This window comes from Arthrobacter sp. NPDC080086 (genome assembly GCF_040702285.1).
Window position 1 is genome coordinate 18,304 of record NZ_JBFBKP010000050.1, and the last position, 15,714, is coordinate 34,017.

The 15,714-nt window shown below is 69.6% G+C and carries 13 protein-coding genes; 7 read left to right on the top strand and 6 right to left on the bottom strand.

Annotated features, from left to right (window positions below; genetic code table 11):
- The first annotated feature begins 17 nt into the window (after window positions 1-17).
- From AB0305_RS15850 to AB0305_RS15865, 4 genes are read left to right on the top strand one after another with little or no spacing between them, the layout of a single operon-like run.
- Window positions 18-1,547, top strand: coding sequence for an amino acid ABC transporter substrate-binding protein/permease (locus tag AB0305_RS15850; RefSeq protein ID WP_364137812.1), 1,530 nt, complete (start codon window positions 18-20; stop codon window positions 1,545-1,547).
- A complete protein-coding gene (locus tag AB0305_RS15855) occupies window positions 1,544-2,293 on the top strand; it encodes an amino acid ABC transporter ATP-binding protein (protein ID WP_364137810.1) in 750 nt (249 codons plus the stop codon). Before AB0305_RS15850 ends, AB0305_RS15855 begins: the two co-directional genes overlap by 4 nt.
- A 4-nt stretch (window positions 2,294-2,297) precedes the next feature.
- Window positions 2,298-2,828 (top strand): GNAT family N-acetyltransferase, encoded by a 531-nt coding sequence (locus tag AB0305_RS15860; RefSeq protein WP_364137808.1) that lies wholly within the window; start codon window positions 2,298-2,300, stop codon window positions 2,826-2,828.
- Window positions 2,829-2,852: 24 nt separating this feature from the next.
- On the top strand, window positions 2,853-3,380 hold the full coding sequence (locus AB0305_RS15865; protein WP_364137806.1) for a DinB family protein: 528 nt from the start codon (window positions 2,853-2,855) through the stop codon (window positions 3,378-3,380).
- Between the two features lie 104 nt (window positions 3,381-3,484).
- Here the strand turns inward: AB0305_RS15865 and glnA are convergent, their stop codons facing one another.
- Window positions 3,485-4,909: a type I glutamate--ammonia ligase gene (gene glnA / locus AB0305_RS15870; protein ID WP_290258158.1), complete on the bottom strand. Its 1,425-nt coding sequence runs from the start codon at window positions 4,907-4,909 to the stop codon at window positions 3,485-3,487.
- A 297-nt stretch (window positions 4,910-5,206) separates the two neighbouring features.
- On the opposite strand from glnA, the gene AB0305_RS15875 reads away from it, so the two are divergent.
- Entirely contained in the window at window positions 5,207-5,644 is a 438-nt protein-coding gene (locus tag AB0305_RS15875) for an RDD family protein (protein WP_364137804.1), read from the top strand.
- Between the two features lie 250 nt (window positions 5,645-5,894).
- Here the strand turns inward: AB0305_RS15875 and AB0305_RS15880 are convergent, their stop codons facing one another.
- From AB0305_RS15880 to lipB, 3 genes are all read right to left on the bottom strand, one after another.
- Window positions 5,895-6,656, bottom strand: coding sequence for a DUF4191 domain-containing protein (locus AB0305_RS15880; RefSeq protein WP_290258156.1), 762 nt, complete (start codon window positions 6,654-6,656; stop codon window positions 5,895-5,897).
- Window positions 6,657-6,745: 89 nt separating this feature from the next.
- The gene (lipA, locus tag AB0305_RS15885) at window positions 6,746-7,753 is read right to left on the bottom strand and encodes a lipoyl synthase (protein WP_290258155.1); all 1,008 of its coding nucleotides are present in this window, start codon (window positions 7,751-7,753) and stop codon (window positions 6,746-6,748) included.
- Complete coding sequence (lipB, locus tag AB0305_RS15890) at window positions 7,750-8,418, bottom strand: lipoyl(octanoyl) transferase LipB (RefSeq protein WP_364137801.1); 669 nt, start codon at window positions 8,416-8,418, stop codon at window positions 7,750-7,752. The genes lipA and lipB overlap by 4 nt, the downstream gene beginning before the upstream one ends.
- A gap of 107 nt (window positions 8,419-8,525) precedes the next feature.
- On the opposite strand from lipB, the gene AB0305_RS15895 reads away from it, so the two are divergent.
- Complete coding sequence (locus tag AB0305_RS15895; RefSeq protein ID WP_364137799.1) at window positions 8,526-10,376, top strand: serine/threonine-protein kinase; 1,851 nt, start codon at window positions 8,526-8,528, stop codon at window positions 10,374-10,376.
- Between the two features lie 57 nt (window positions 10,377-10,433).
- Here the strand turns inward: AB0305_RS15895 and AB0305_RS15900 are convergent, their stop codons facing one another.
- A complete protein-coding gene (locus tag AB0305_RS15900; RefSeq protein ID WP_364137797.1) occupies window positions 10,434-11,327 on the bottom strand; it encodes a TIGR01777 family oxidoreductase in 894 nt (297 codons plus the stop codon).
- Between the two features lie 74 nt (window positions 11,328-11,401).
- Here AB0305_RS15900 and AB0305_RS15905 point away from each other — a divergent pair, with 74 nt between their 5' ends.
- Window positions 11,402-15,058, top strand: a complete 3,657-nt coding sequence (locus AB0305_RS15905; protein ID WP_364137795.1) for a S41 family peptidase — start codon at window positions 11,402-11,404, stop codon at window positions 15,056-15,058.
- A gap of 135 nt (window positions 15,059-15,193) precedes the next feature.
- On the opposite strand, the gene AB0305_RS15910 is transcribed toward AB0305_RS15905, so the two are convergent.
- Window positions 15,194-15,622 carry an OsmC family protein gene (locus AB0305_RS15910; protein ID WP_364137793.1) on the bottom strand — a complete coding sequence of 143 codons (429 nt, stop codon included), beginning with the start codon at window positions 15,620-15,622 and terminating at the stop codon, window positions 15,194-15,196.
- Window positions 15,623-15,714 lie beyond the last annotated feature (92 nt).

Consider the following 15,714-nt stretch of genomic DNA (forward strand, 5'->3'; position numbering starts at 1 on the left):
CTAGGGGTTGTTCTACCTTGCCCAGACTCCAGCAGGCCGGGTCCTCCCGGCCGCGGACGGCCACCCTCCTCGGGGCGTTGCTCGCGTTCGCCGCACTGATCCTCGGGGCCCCCGGCGCGGCCGCGGCGCACGCCCAGGGCGCCTCCGCGGCCGCCCCCGCGGCTACTGTCGCCGCACAGCCGGGAACCGCGCCGTCGAGCGTTGCCGGGAAGACCTACGTCATCGGGACGGACACCACGTTCGCCCCGTTCGAGTTCCGCGACGCCGGCGGCGACCTCACCGGCATCGACATGGACATCATCCGGACGATCGCCAAGAACCAGGGCTTCTCGGTCGAGATCAAGTCCCTCGGCTTCAACGCCGCGCTGCAGGCGCTCTCCTCCAACCAGGTGGACGGCGTGATCGCCGGCATGTCCATCACGGAGCCGCGCAAGCAGATCTACGACTTCTCGGACCCCTACTTCGAATCCGGCGTCCAGATGGCGGTGGCCAAGAACAACACCGATATCAAGGGCTACGAGGACCTCAGGGGCAAGACCGTCACCGCCAAGACCGGCAGCGAGGGCGAGACCTTCGCCAAGTCGATCGCCGGCAAGTACGGCTTCACGGTCAAGTCCCTGGACCAGTCCGCCACCATGTACGAACTCGTCAAGTCCGGCAACGCCGTCGCCGTCTTCGACGACTACCCGGTGCTGGCCTACGGCATCAGCCAGAACAACGGGCTGAAGTCCGTCACCGAGAAGGAAAAGGGCGGCTCCTACGGCTTCGCCGTCAACAAGGGCCGCAACCCGGAACTGCTCAAGGCCTTCAACACCGGCCTCGCCGACCTGAAGTCCAGCGGCGAGTACCAGAAGATCCTCGACAAGTACCTCAAAGACCCCACCCAGGCCACCTCCTCCAGCTTCTGGGACCTGCTCGCGAACAGCTTCCCGGCGCTGATGAAGGGCCTCGGCAACACCGTCCTGGTCACGGCGATCTCCTTCGTCCTGGCCATGCTGATCGGCCTGTTCATGGGCTTCTTCAAGATCTCCACCTCGGTCATCCTGCGCGGCATCGCCACCACGTTCGTCAACATCTTCCGCGGCACGCCGCTGCTGGTCTGGGCGTTCTTCTTCTACTTCGGCATCCCGCAGCTCACCGGACAGCCCATCGACATCTGGGTCGCCGCCGTCCTGACCCTGAGCCTGAACTCCGCGGCGTACATCACCGAGATCGTCCGCGGCTCCATCCAGTCCGTGGACCCCGGCCAGCTGGAAGCCAGCCGCAGCCTGGGCCTGGGCTACGCAAAGTCCATGCAGAAGGTGGTGGTCCCTCAGGCGTTCAAGATCATGACTCCGTCGCTGATCAACCAGCTGATCATCATGCTCAAGGACAGCTCCCTGCTGCTGGCTATCGGCTTCGCCGAACTGCTCTACCAGGGCCAGCAGATCTACGCCGGCAACTTCCGGATCACCGAAACCCTGCTGATCGTGGCGGTGCTCTACTTCGTCGTCATCATGCTCCTGACCAGGCTGGCCAACTTCGCGGATAAGAGGTTCAACAAATGACCACGGCAGCTACCCCCGCCAGCAAGATCTCGGTCCGGGAACTGAAGAAGTCCTTCGGCAGCAATGAGGTCCTCAAGGGCATTAACGCCGAGGTGGCCGAGGGCGAGGTGGTCTGCGTGATCGGCCCCTCCGGCTCCGGCAAGTCCACGTTCCTGCGCTGCCTGAACAAGCTCGAGGACATCACCGCCGGCCACGTCACCGTGGACGGCTTCGACGTCACCGACCCGAAGGTGGACATCAACGAGGTCCGCCGGCACATCGGCATGGTCTTCCAGCACTTCAACCTGTTCCCGCACATGTCCGTGATCGAGAACATCATGCTGGCACCCGTTGAATCGAAGAAGCAGACCAAGGACGAGGCCCGCGCCAACGGCTTGAAGCTGCTGGAGCGGGTCGGGCTCGCCGAGAAGGCCGACGCCCGTCCGGCGTCGCTGTCCGGCGGCCAGAAGCAGCGTGTGGCGATCGCCCGAGCCCTGGCGATGAATCCGGACATCATGCTCTTCGACGAGGCCACCTCCGCGCTGGACCCGGAAATGGTCGGCGAGGTGCTGCAGGTCATCAAGGACCTCGCCGCGGAGGGCATGACCATGGTGCTGGTCACCCACGAGATGGGCTTCGCCCGCGAGGTGGCGGACCGGGTGCTGTTCATGGCCGACGGCGTCATCTGCGAGCAGGGTGAGCCCGAGACCCTCTTCGGCAGCCCGCAGCAGCAGCGCACCCGGGACTTCCTCTCCAAGGTGCTCTAGGACCGTGGCACGACCCCCGGCTGCCCCGCACGTGTGGCTGATTCCTTTGAAGGACCTCGACGACGACGCCCGCGCCGTCAAGCTCGGTGAGCTGGCCGGCGTCGAACTCGGCGCCGGCCAGGACCGGTTCGTCGGCGAGCCGCTGCGGATGGCCGTGGTGGGCCTGGCCGAGGAGTCGCGGCACCCGTACGTGCTGGACGTCGGCGGCGCGGCGGTGGGCGCCGCGACCCTGCAGTCCGGCGCCGCCCGCTCCGCCGGCTGGGCCGACGACGATTCGGCCTGGCTGCTGCGCGGTTTCGCCATCGACCGGCGCGCCCAGGGCCGCGGCTACGGCACCGCCGCGGCCCTGGGGGCGGTCCGGGAGGCCGCCCGGCTCACCGCCGCGCTCGGCGGGACCCAGCGCGGCGTCGTCCTCTCGGTCAACGAGGCGAATCCTGCCGGGCAGGCGGCCTACCGCAGGGCCGGTTTCGAGGACTGGGGGCAGTACCTCGGGGGGAACGCCGGGCCGCAGCGGATCATGTACCGCGCATTCTGACGGCTTCGCCTTAGACTGGCGGCCATGACTGCCAACCCCGTCACCGATCCCCGTCCCGAACCGGGCCCCACCGCCGATGAGCGCACCACCCTCACCGGCTTCCTCACCTGGCACCGCAAGACACTGGAGCTCAAGTGTGCCGGCCTGGCCCCGGCCGACCTGGCCCGGGCCGCGGTGCCGCCCTCCACCCTCTCGCTTCTGGGTCTGGTGCGGCACCTGGCCAATGTCGAGCATCATTGGTTCCGGGGGATGCTGGCCGGCGGGAGTGTCCCGGCCCCGTTCGAGTCGGACGAGGACCCGGACTACGACTTCAACGGCGTGGAACCCACCGCCGAGGCCGTTGGCGAGGCCTGGGCGGCCTGGCGCGCTGCCGTGGACTTCGCGGACGCCTTCGTCGCCGCCGCGCCGGACCTGGACGTCACCGGCAAGCACCACCGCCGGGGCAACGTATCACTCCGCTGGGTGCTGGTCCACATGATCGAGGAGTACGCCCGCCACAACGGCCACGCGGATCTGCTGCGCGAACAACTCGACGGCGCCACCGGCGAATAACTGCGCATTCACGAGGACGCCTTAACGAGGAAGCCTTAAAAAGGAACGGCCCCCGCCACAAGGCGGGGGCCGTTCCTGTTCCTACCTGCGTCTTATGTCAGGGACTAGACGCCGTAGTAGAGCTCGAATTCGTACGGGTTCGGGCGCAGCGAGAGCGGACGGATCTCGTTCTCGTACTTGTACTCGATCCAAGTGTCGATCAGGTCCTGGGTGAACACGCCGCCGGCCTGCAGGAACTCGTTGTCTTCGGCCAGTGCCTCCAGGGCCTCCTCGAGGGTGCCCGGTGCCTTGGGGATGTCCTTGGCCTCCTCGGCGGGGAGCTCGTAGAGGTCCTTGTCGATCGGAGCCGGCGGTTCGATCCGGTTGCGGATGCCGTCGATGCCGGCCATCAGCTGTGCGGCAAACGCCAGGTACGGGTTGGAGGAGGGGTCCGGCGCGCGGAACTCGATGCGCTTGGCCTTCGGGTTGGAACCCGTGATCGGGATACGGATACCGGCCGAGCGGTTGCCCTGCGAGTAGACCATGTTGACCGGGGCCTCAAAGCCCTTGACCAGGCGGCGGTAGGAGTTCACCGTCGGGTTGGTGAAGGCCAGGACGGCGGAGGCGTGCTTGAGCAGGCCGCCGATGTACCAGCGGGCGGTGTCGGACAGGCCGGCGTAGCCCTTCTCGTCGTAGAACAGCGGCTCGCCGCCGTTCCACAGCGACTGGTGGCAGTGCATGCCCGAACCGTTGTCACCGAAGACCGGCTTCGGCATGAAGGTGACTGACTTGCCCCAGGCGTCCGCGGTGTTCTTGATGACGTACTTGAACTTCTGCAGGTCATCGGCCGCGTGGGTCAGGGTGGTGAACTTGTAGTTGATCTCGGCCTGGCCGGCGGAGCCAACCTCGTGGTGGCTGCGCTCGACCTCAAGGCCGGCCTCGTCCAGCGCAACACACATGGCGTCGCGCAGATCGGCCTGCTTGTCGGTGGGGGAGACCGGGAAGTAACCGCCCTTGACGGGGGTCTTGTAGCCCAGGTTGCCGCCCTCTTCCTCGCGGCCGGTGTTCCAGTGGGCTTCCTCGGAGTCGATCTTGTAGAAGCTGCCCTGCGGGGAGGACTGGTACTGGACGTTGTCGAAGACGAAGAACTCGGCCTCGGGGGCGAAGAACGCGGTGTCGGCGATGCCGGTGGAGGCCAGGTAGGCCTCGGCCTTCTCGGCCACGCCGCGCGGGTCACGGTGGTACGGGTCACCGGTGCGGGGGTTGACGATGGAGAAGTTCAGCGCGAGGGTCTTCTCGATGCGGAAGGTGTCCACGAACGCCGTCGTGACGTCCGGGATGAGCTGCATGTCCGACTCGGCGATGCCCTGGAAGCCGCGGATCGACGAACCGTCGAAGAGCTGGCCGTTGACGAAGAAGTCCGCGTCGACGCTCTTGGCCGGGACGTTGAAGTGCTGCTGCACGCCGGGGAGGTCGGTGAAGCGGATATCGACGAATTTGATGTCTTCGTCCTTGATGAACTTGAGGACTTCGTCCGCAGTCTTGAACATCTATGCTCCTTACGCATATGAAAGGTCGGGCCCAGGGGCCGTACGGGCCAGCGCAGTCCGACGCCGGGGACAGCGCACTGCCGTCCCCGCTCAGGATCCCGCTAACAACTGTTACCACCCTAGGGATTGGGAGTTTCCCCGCGGTGTCAGCTTTGTTTCGCGCAGGTTACAAACCGCGCTGACCCTCTAAAGCTAGCCGGTGTCCACACTGTGGCCTATCCATGTCCGCGATTTGAGCCGTTTGAGTCCACACTGTGAATGCTCCGGAGGCCTGCCGACGCCCGGTAAACTTGGCAGGTGGTAGATCGTAAAGACCTTGGCTCGTGGCTCAGCGGACCGGACACCTCCGGCATCTCCAAGTACCCGGGGGAGCGTCTGGGCCTGCCCGAATCCGGCCCCGGCTCGATGGCCAGGGCCGGCCGCCGGATCATCGCGATCTGCATCGATTGGGGCATCGCCCTGCTGATCAGCAACTTCGCCTTCGCCGGCAACTCCTGGGCCACCCTCGCCGTATTCGCGGTGGAGCAGGCCCTGCTGGTGGGAACCCTGGGTTACAGCATCGGCCACCGGGTCGTGAACATCCACGTCGTCCGGCTCGGGGGAGGCCCGGCCGGACCGCTTGCCGGTGCGGTCCGCGCGCTCCTGCTCTGCCTGGTGATCCCCGCCGTCATCTTCGACCCGGACCACCGCGGCCTGCACGACAAGGCCGTCAACACCATCCTGATCCGCCGCTGACGCAAGCCGGCGCGGGGGCACCCGGGCCGGACCGCCTTCGTCGTCCTCGCTGTCGTGCCGCATGCCTCCCACTCGTCCGTTCCGCCCGGGCTCGTCGTTTCCAACCCGCGATCCCGCACCCTACCGGCGGGCCGAACCCCCGAACCGCCATCAGCGCCAGCCCCCACCGGCCGCGGACCAGCACTTAAACGCAGGACGCCCCGGTTCCTGGCCAATGGCCTGGACCGGGGCGTCCGGTGGGCTGCGGTGCTTAGCGGCCGCGTGCTGCCTTGCGGTCCGGGCGCGCCTTGTATGGGTCGATGCCCTTGGGGATCGGCAGGCGGTTGCCGAGCGAGGAGATGCGCTTGGAGACGGTGCTGACCTCGGTTTTGGTGAGCTCGTTCTTCATCTTGCCCATCTTGCGGGCGACCTGGCTGATGGGGGTCTGGCCCTCGCCGCGGCCGCTTTCGATCACGTGGATGGTCACGTTCGGCAGGATGCGGGCCAGGCGCTTGCGTTCGCCGTCGATCAGCGGCTTGACGCGGTGGCTGGGGCCCTCGCTGACCAGCACGACGCCGGGCCGGCCGATGGCGCGGAAGACGGCGTCCTGGGTGCGGGGGTTGACGGCCACGGGCTGGTCTTCGGTGATCCAGCCGCGGCGGAGCGTTCCCAGCGCCGCGCCGGAGGCGCCGGGCTGGTTCTCGATCTGGGCGAAGGCGGCGCGCTCGGCGCGGCGGGACAACACCAGGGTGGCGGCGAGGACACCGAGCACGATGCCGATGATCAGGCCCGTGATCCAGTTCTCCAGCAGGAAACCGACCAGCAGGGCAACCGCGACGGTGCCGAGGAACGCCAGCAGGATCAGCCACGTCACCATCGGGTCGTGGCGCCGGGTCATCTGGAAGACGTCCTTGATCTGCTTCAGCCGGCTCGGCTTCTTGACCTTGGCTTCCTTGGTCTTACGGGAAAAAAGGCCACGCTTCGGCGCTTCGGCTGAAGAGGTGGACGTGCTGGAGTCGGAGGAATTCGCCATAATGCCTTAATTCTACGTGATGCACGGCTCAGGGCCGGACGCCGGATCTCTCCGGCGCCGGCCCTGGCTGGCAGTGCGGTGCGGGTGGTTCAGGAGTGTGCCGCGAGCAGCGAGCTGGCTTCCTGGCGGGTGCTTCCGGAGCTCTCGATGTGCGCGAGTTCGGCCGGGATTTCCCAACCCTTCTTGCGCATCGCGGTGGCCCAGAGGCGGCCGGCGCGGTAGGAGGAGCGGACCAGCGGGCCGGACATGACGCCGAGGAAGCCGATCTCGTCCGCTTCCTGCTGCAGTTCCACGAACTCCTGCGGCTTGACCCAGCGGTCCACCGGCAGGTGGCGCTCGGACGGGCGCAGGTACTGGGTAATGGTGATCAGGTCGCAGCCGGCGTCGTGCAGGTCGCGGAGCGCCTCGGAGATTTCCTCGCGGGTTTCGCCCATGCCCAGAATCAAATTGGACTTGGTGACCATGCCCAGGTTGCGGCCCTGGGTGATGACGTCGAGGGAGCGCTCGTAGCGGAAGGCCGGGCGGATCCGCTTGAAGATCCGGGGCACGGTCTCGACGTTGTGGGCGAAGACCTCGGGCTTGGAGTCGCAGATCGCCGCGATGTGTTCGGGCTTGCCGGAGAAGTCCGGGATCAGGAGCTCGACGCCGGTGCCGGGGTTCAGCTCGTGGATCTTGCGGACCGTTTCGGCGTAGAGCCAGACACCCTCGTCGGCGAGGTCGTCGCGGGCCACGCCCGTGACGGTGGCGTAGCGCAGCTGCATGGACTGGACCGAGCGGGCCACCTTGGTGGGTTCGAACATGTCCACGGGGGAGGGCTTGCCGGTGTCGATCTGGCAGAAGTCACAGCGCCGGGTGCACTCGGAGCCGCCGATGAGGAAGGTGGCTTCCTTGTCTTCCCAGCACTCGAAGATGTTGGGGCAGCCGGCCTCTTCACAGACGGTGTGGAGGCCTTCCTTCTTCACGAGGTTCTTGAGCTGGACGAACTCCGGGCCCATCTGGACCTTGGCCTTGATCCATTCCGGCTTGCGTTCCACCGGGGTGGCCGCGTTGCGCTGCTCAATACGCAGCAGCTTGCGTCCTTCTGGTGCCAGGGTCACAGCAGGGCTCCTTCATGGGTAGCGACGAGGGCTTCTTCATTCTTGCGCAGTTCTTCGATGATCCGCGACACGAGGTCTGCCGGGGCGACGTCCCGGCCGGTTTCCTGCGCGATCGTCGTGACGCCGGCGTCGGTGATGCCGCAGGCGATGATCTGGCCGTACGGGGCCAGGTCGTTGTTGCAGTTGATCGCAAAGCCGTGCATGGTGACGCCCTCGTGGACGCGGATGCCGATCGCCGCGATCTTGCGGGCGGGTCCCTTCTCGTCCGCGTCGATCCAGACGCCCGCGCGTCCCTCGATTCGGACGGCATCGATGCCGTAGTCGGCCAGAACGGCGATCATCACGGACTCCAGGCGCTCGACGTAATCGCGGATGCCGGCGGGGTTCTTCAGCTTGATGATCGGGTAGCCCACCAGCTGGCCCGGGCCGTGCCAGGTGAGCTTGCCGCCGCGGTCCACGGGCACCACCGGGGTGCCGTCGAAGGGACGTTCGTGGTCTTCGGTGCGCTTGCCTGCGGTGTACACGGCAGCGTGTTCAAGCAGCAGGACGGTGCTGGGCGCCGTGCCGGCGAGGACCTTCGCGTGGAGTTCGCGCTGGATCTCCCAGCCGCGGGTGTAGTCGATGAAGTCCGGGGCAAGACCCAGCTGTTGGAACTCAAGAGTCATGGAATCCAGCTTAGACCTCGCCCCGTGCCCCAACCGATTCTGTGGTCAAACTCTCACGCCTGTGGATAACTTCTGCGGCGTCGCGGAAAAGCGCGTATTCATGGGCTATGGACGAATCTGCGCGCACTATTCACGGGGAGCCCGGGCGCCCCGACGTCGAGGGTTACCGGGTGGGCCGAATGCTGGGCCGCGGCAGCTCCGCCGTCGTCTGGCTCGCCACGGAGCAGGCCTCCTGCGCGAGCGTAGCGCTCAAGTGTTTCGACCGTGGCCCGTCCGGGGCCGGCGGTGTGACGGAGCCTGGTCCCGAGACGGAGGAAGCCGTCCGCCGGGAGGTGCGCATCCTCTCGGTGGTGGAGCACGCCCACCTGGTGGGGGTGCGGGACGTGGTGCGCTTCCGGGCGGGCGACGACGGCGGGACCGGGCTGGCGCTGGTGCTCGACTACGCGCCGGGCGGCTCGCTCGCAGAGCTGATCGCGGCGCGGGGCAGCCTGGGGCCGGGGGAGACCGTCACCATCCTGACCCCGGTGGCGCAGGCGTTGAGCTACCTGCACGGCAGGGGCTTTACCCACGGGGACGTCTCACCCGGGAACGTGCTCTTCACGGCGCACGGGAAGCCGCTGCTCTCGGACCTGGGCGTCGGGCGGATGATCGCCGACGCCGCCGATGCGCACCCGGCCGGGACCGGCGGCTTCCAAGACCCCACCCCTGTGGATCCTTTCCGTGCCGGGCTGCAGCCGGAGGCCGATGTCTACTCCGTCGCGGCGCTCGGCTGGTATTGCCTCACCGGTACCCCGCCACCGCCGGAGCCGCAGCGTGCCCCGCTGCCGTTGCTGGTGCCGGGCGTTCCGGCCGCCCTGACCGCTGCCTTGGAGTCGGGTCTGCGGCTCGACCGCCGGCTTCGCCCCTCCGCGTCCGACTTCGCGGCGGCCGTGTACCGCTCGGCGACGGCGGCCCCGGTGGACCTGACCGTCTCGGCTCACCCCACGGTTCTCCCGGAGCTCCTGACGCGTCGTTCCGGCCCGGCCACGTTCCGGGAACGGCGGGCGGCCCGGCGTTCCGCCGTGGTCCTGGCGCTGCTGCGCGGGACCGCCGCCGCGCGGGTCCGGCTCGGACGACGTGGTCGTGGGGATGGGGCACAGCACAGACCAGGAGGCCGTGATGAACCTGCGCGGCTCGGGACAGGAACCCGTATTGACCCGCCGCGGGTCGGTACCGGTGTCCCCGGGGAGCTGACGCGGCGGGCGGAGGTGCGGTTGCGGCGGAGCCCCGCTGTCCCCGCGGGTAAGTCACGGCGGCAGATGGGGCGGACCCGGCACCGGGCCGTGGCCCGGCGGGCCTCACTTCGCCGGGCCATCCTCATGGCACTCGTGGCGGTGGCAGCCGCGGCGGTACTCGTGTTCCTGCCGGCGCTGGGCGACCCGGAGACAACTCTGCGGCAGGCGGTACAGGCGACGGCTCCCGCGGCTGCCACCGGAGATGCAGCACCGGACGGGAACCGGGATGGAATCCCAGCCGATGTGGCGCCTCTGCTCTCCGCGGCCCGGCCCGAGGAGGCGGTGCAGGGCCTGGCCCGGCTGCGCGGCCTGGCACTGCGGACCAGAAACCATGCCCTGCTGGCGCGGGTCACGGAGCCAGGGTCACCCGCCGCGGCGGCCGACGCCGGGGTTGCCGCCCGGCTCGCCGCGGACGGTCACGTTCTCGAGGGGTTCGAGCAGCGGCTGCTGGAGGTGCGGTCCCGGCCCCTTGGCAGCACGTGGACGGGCGGGGCAGGTGCCCTCCCGGACGACGGCGCCCGGGTCCAGCTGGCGGTCACGGTCGCGACTCCGGCCTATCGGGAGCTGGACCGGGACGGTGCGCTCGTGGCGGAGGCGGCAGCAGCCGGAGACCAGCGGCTGATTCTGGTGATGACCGCCGTCGACGGGAGGTGGCGGATCCGCGAAATCCTGCCGGCCGTCTAAGCACGCCCGCGCGGAGTCGATGTCCGGAGAGAACCGCGGCGCTATCCCGCGGCCGAGCTACTGTCCGGCTGCCACCCAGGCGGCCGCCTCGCGCACGGTGGGATGCTGCCATTCGAATCCGGCGGCTGCCAGCGCGGCCGGCTCCATGCGCTGGCTCGCCAGCAACAGTTCGTTCGCCAGCCGGCCGAGCGCCAGCCGCAACACCGGCGCCGGTGCCGGCAGCAGGGCGGGACGGTGCAGGGCATCGGCCAGCGACCGGATCAGCCCCCATACGTCGGAGGCCTCGGGGGCGCAGAGGTTGACCGGGCCCTCCAGCGGGGCGGTCAGCAGGAACTCGAAGGCCCCGGCGACGTCGGGCAGCGTGACCCAGGGCCAGTACTGCCGGCCGTTGCCCAGCGGGCCGCCCAGGCCGGCGCGCAGCAACGGGAGGAGCTTGCCCAGGGCGCCGCCCTTGCGGCTGAGCACCACGCCGGTGCGCGGCGTGACCACCCGCACCCCGGCCGGCGCCTGGTGGGCGGCGGCCTCCCACTCGGTGCAGATGTCGGCGAGGACGCCGTGGCCGGCGGGGGAGTCCTCGCGCAGGACGGCGGATCCGGCGTCGCCGTAGAAACCGGAGGCTGACTGGCTGAGGAAGACCGGCGGCGGTGTGGCGGAGCGCCGCATCGCGGCCACCAGCGTGGTGGTGGGCTCCAGCCGGGAGGACTTCAGCTCGGCGACCCGGCGGCTGGTCCACGGACGGTCGCCGATGCCGGCTCCGGAGAGATTGATGACGGCGTCCACGCCGCGGAGTGCGGAGTCCTCCAGCCGGCCGCTGGAGGGGTCCCACTCGATTTCCGCGGCAGTCGCGGCCGGCCGCCGGACGAGGCTGACGACGTCGTGGCCGCTGGTGCGCAGCCGGGTGGTGAGGGCAGTTCCGATCAGCCCGGAGGCTCCGGCGACGAGGATTCTCATGGTTCATCTCACCATGCCCGGCGCGGCAGGGAAACCTCCCCGGGGTGCGGCGCGCCGTTGACTATGATCGAACGATGACCTCTTCGAGTTACCTCCGTTTCCCGCACCTGCACGGCGATCTGGTCACCTTCGTGGCCGAGGACGACGTCTGGGTGGCCCCGCTCGAGGGCGGCCGCGCCTGGCGTGTTTCCTCGCTGCAGTTGCCGGCCCGCAACCCGCGGTTCAGCCCGGACGGCCGGCGCCTGGTGTGGACCGTGGTGCAGGGAACGGCGCCCGAGGTGGTGACGGCCGACGTCGACGGCGGCGGCTACCGCCAGCTGAGCTACTTCGGCCACAGCTCCACCCGGGTCAAGGGCTTCACGCCCGAGGGCAACGTCGTCGTCACCAGCGCCTTCCGCCAGGGCGACAGCCGCCTTACCCACGCCTACAGCCTGCCCCTGGAGGGCGGTACCGCCGAGGAACTCCCGTACGGCCCGGTCGAGTCCCTGGCGTACGGCACGGTCGTCGGCGACGAGCGTCCCCTCGTTCTCGCCAGCGTGCTCTCCCGCGAACCGGCCTGGTGGAAGCGCTACCGCGGCGGCACCGCCGGCAAGCTCTGGATCGACGCCGACGGCAACGGCGAATTCGAACGCCTGGTCCCGGACCTCGACGGTAACCTCACCGACCCGCTCTGGGTCGGCGGCCGCATCGCGTTCCTCTCCGACCATGAGGGCTACGGCAACCTCTATTCGGTGCTTCCGGATGGATCGGACTTGCGCCGCCACACCGATCACGAGGACTTCTACGTCCGGCATGCCACCACCGACGGCGAGCGGGTCATCTTCGAGTCCGCCGGTGAGCTTTGGCTCCTGAGCAGCCTCGACGTGGACGCCGTCAAGCTGAATATCAGCCTCGGCTCCGCCGCGCAGGGCCGCCGCTCCACGCCGCTGAAGGTTTCCCGCCACCTCGGCGAGGTCATCCCGGACCGCACCGGCGACTCCAGCGCCGTCGAGTCCCACGGCACCCTGCACTGGCTGCGGCACAAGGACGGCCCCTCCCGCATCCTCGAGGCCACTCCAGGGGTCCGGGCACGGCTGCCCCGCCCCTTCGGCGAGGGAAAGATCGCCTACATCGCGGACCACGACGGGGTCGAGGCGCTTTACCTGCGCCCGATCGCCGCGCCGCTGTCAGGAAGCAGCGCGGGAAGCAGCGCGGTCGGCCATAGAGGGGCGGCAGCGCCCACGGCACCGGCCGCCGCCCCCGCCACCCCGAACCACTCCGACGACGACGCCGGCCCGGCGCTGCCCCGCCCCGTCTCGGCCGCCGCGCTCACCCGTGCCGGATCCGACGCCGCGGGCCGCGACGCTGCACATCAGGTCCGGGCGGCAGCCCCGCAGGCCGACGACGCGACCGCCGCCACCGCGGACGCGGCCGGCGGCACCGCCGGTGCCGAAATCGCCGCCGAGGCCCGGACGGGTTCGTCTGCCGGCACCGCCCGCATCGATTTCCCCCGCCCCAGCCGACCCAGCGCCCTGGAAGCAAGCCCGGACGGCAACTGGCTGGCCGTCGGAACCTCCTTCGGCGACATCTATCTCGCGGATACCCGCACCGGCGAGCTGACCCTGCTGACCACCATCGGCGAAGGCACCATCGAGGGCTTCACGTGGTCGCCGGACTCGGCGTGGCTGGGCTGGGCCGAACCGGTGACCTCCTTCGGCGCCCGCACCCGGCTGCGCCTCGCACCGGTGCCGGGCTCCGCCGGAAAAGACGGCGCCGGCAAAGATAGCGGCGGCAACGGCGGCGGAGAAAAGGACGCCCGGGCGATCATCGACGTCACCGACGGCCGCTTCCGGGACGACTCCCCGGTCTTCACCCCGGACGGCAAGTTCCTGGCCTTCCTCTCCAACCGCAGCTTCGACCCGGTCTACGACGGGCACTCCTTCGACCTGTCCTTCCCCAGCCCGATCAAGCCGTACCTGGTGGCCCTCGCCGCGGAGACGCCGTCCCCGTTCGGCCCCAGCGTCGCCCTGGCCGAGGCCGTGGCCGCCGGCGGCGCCACGGACGCCTCGGGCACGACAGGCCGCCCGGATGCCAAGGACTCCGACGCTGACAGTGCGGACACCGTCCCCGCGGTCACCGTCGACCCGGAGGGCCTGGCGCACCGCGTCATCAGCGTCCCTGTGCCGCAGGGCAACTACTCCCACCTCAGCGCCGCCGCCGGAGCCCTGCTCTGGCTGGACCACGAACTGGCCGGCGTGACCGGCGACGGCCGCGCCAGCCTCGAGGACAAGAACGCGGCCCCCAGCCTGGTCCGCTTCGACCTGGCCAAGCGCCGCTGCACCACCATCGTCGAGGCCCTCGACAGCTACCGGCTCACCGGCGACGGCGAGAAGGTGGTCCTGATCCAGGACAAGCAGGTCCGCGTCAGCTCGGCCCGTACCAAGGCCGACGAGGAGTCCGGCCAGCTGGTCAAGGTGGACCTGAACCGTATCCGGGTGCGCCTGGACCCGGTCAGCGTCTGGGGCCAGGCCTTCGACGAGTCCTGGCGGCTGCAGCGCGAGTTCTTCTGGACCGAGGACATGGCCGGCCAGGACTGGGACTCCGTCCACGCCCGGTACCGCCCGATCGTGGACCGCCTCGGCTCCCACGACGACCTCGTGGACCTGCTGTGGGAGATGAACGGCGAGCTTGGCACCTCCCACGCCTACGTCCGGCCCGCACTGGTCACCGAGAACGGCAGCAACGGACAGGGCCGGCTCGGCGCCGACTTCGCCGCCACCGCCGAGGGCTGGGAGATCACCCGGATCCTCGCCGGGGAGTCCTCCGACCCGCTGGCCACCTCGCCGCTGACCCGGCCCGGCGTCGACGCCCGCCCGGGCGACGTCCTGCTGGCCGTCGACGGCATCGAACTGAGCCCTGAACTCTCGCCCTCGATGCAGCTGGCCGGCGCCGCAGGACGCGCCGTCGAACTGACGCTGCGCAACGGCCCCCGCCACGGCGAACGCGCCGGAGAGCAGCGCCGAGTCGCCGTCGTCCCCGTCAAGGACGAGGAGCGGCTGCGCTACCAGGAATGGGTCGCCGGCAACCGGCGCACGGTCCGCGAGGCCTCGCAGGGGACCTTCGGCTACCTGCACATCCCTGACATGATGGCCAACGGCTGGGCGCAGCTGCACCGCGACCTGGACACCGAGACCGCCCTGGACGGCCTGATCGTGGACGTCCGGCGCAACCGCGGCGGCCACACCTCCCAGCTCGTGGCCGAGCTGATCGGCCGCAAGGTCACCGGCTGGAGCATGCCCCGCGGCGAACGCCCCCGGACCTACCCGCACCACGCACCGCGCGGGCCGGTGATCATCCTCGCCGACGAGTTCGCCGGGTCCGACGGCGACATCATCACCCAGGTCTCCAAGCTCCGCGGCATCGGCCCGGTCATCGGCACCCGGACCTGGGGCGGTGTCGTCGGGATCGACAACCGATTCTCGCTGGCGGACGGCACCGGCGTCACCCAGCCGCGCTACGCCAACTGGTTCGCCGGGGGAGTCGGCTGGGGCGTCGAAAACTACGGCGTGGACCCGGACATCGAGGTGACGTTCCCGCCGCACGCGTACGCCGCCGGCAGCGACCCGCAGCTCGAATACGGCATCGGTGCGCTCAAGGAAATGATCCAGGAACTGCCCACGGACCGGCCGCCGCTGCGCGAGGGCTACCGCAACGTCCGCCCGGCACCCCTGCCGCCCCGCCGGCAGGACTAATGCCGGCAGGGACTGGCACCGGCAGGGCTAACGCCGGCCGGGACTAGCCCTGAGCGGCCGGCAGCCGGAACGCACGGCAAAGGCCCCCGCCCCGGGAAACCGGAGGGCGGGGGCCCTTTGTGTCGGCGCTGCTGGCTAGGCGGCCAGGGTGGCGTCCAGGGTGATGGTGATCCCGGTCAGCGCGGCGGAGACGGGGCAGCCGGTCTTGGCTTCCTCGGCGATGCGCTGGAAGTCCTCCTCGGACAGGCCCGGGACCTTGGCGTTCAGGGTCAGGTGGCTGCCGGTGATGCCGGTGCCCGGCTCGAACGTGACGTCGGCCTTGGTGTTGACGTCGTCCGGGGTGTGGCCGGCCTGGGCGAGGGCGTGGCTGAAGGCCATCGAGAAGCAGGCGGAGTGCGCGGCGGCGATCAGTTCCTCGGGGCTGGTCTTGCCTTCGGCGGACTCGGCGCGGGCCTTCCAGGTGACATCGAAGGTGCCGAGCCCGGAGCTGTCCAGGCTGGTGTTCCCTGCCCCGGTCATCAGGTCGCCGTTCCATACAGTGTGTGCGGTGCGTGTCGTTGCCATATCCACTCCTCAGCGTCGTTGATCCAGGAGTCCGGCGTCCGGACCCTGCCGCTCTCCATCCTAGGGTTAACGACGGCGGCGGCGCACCCGGG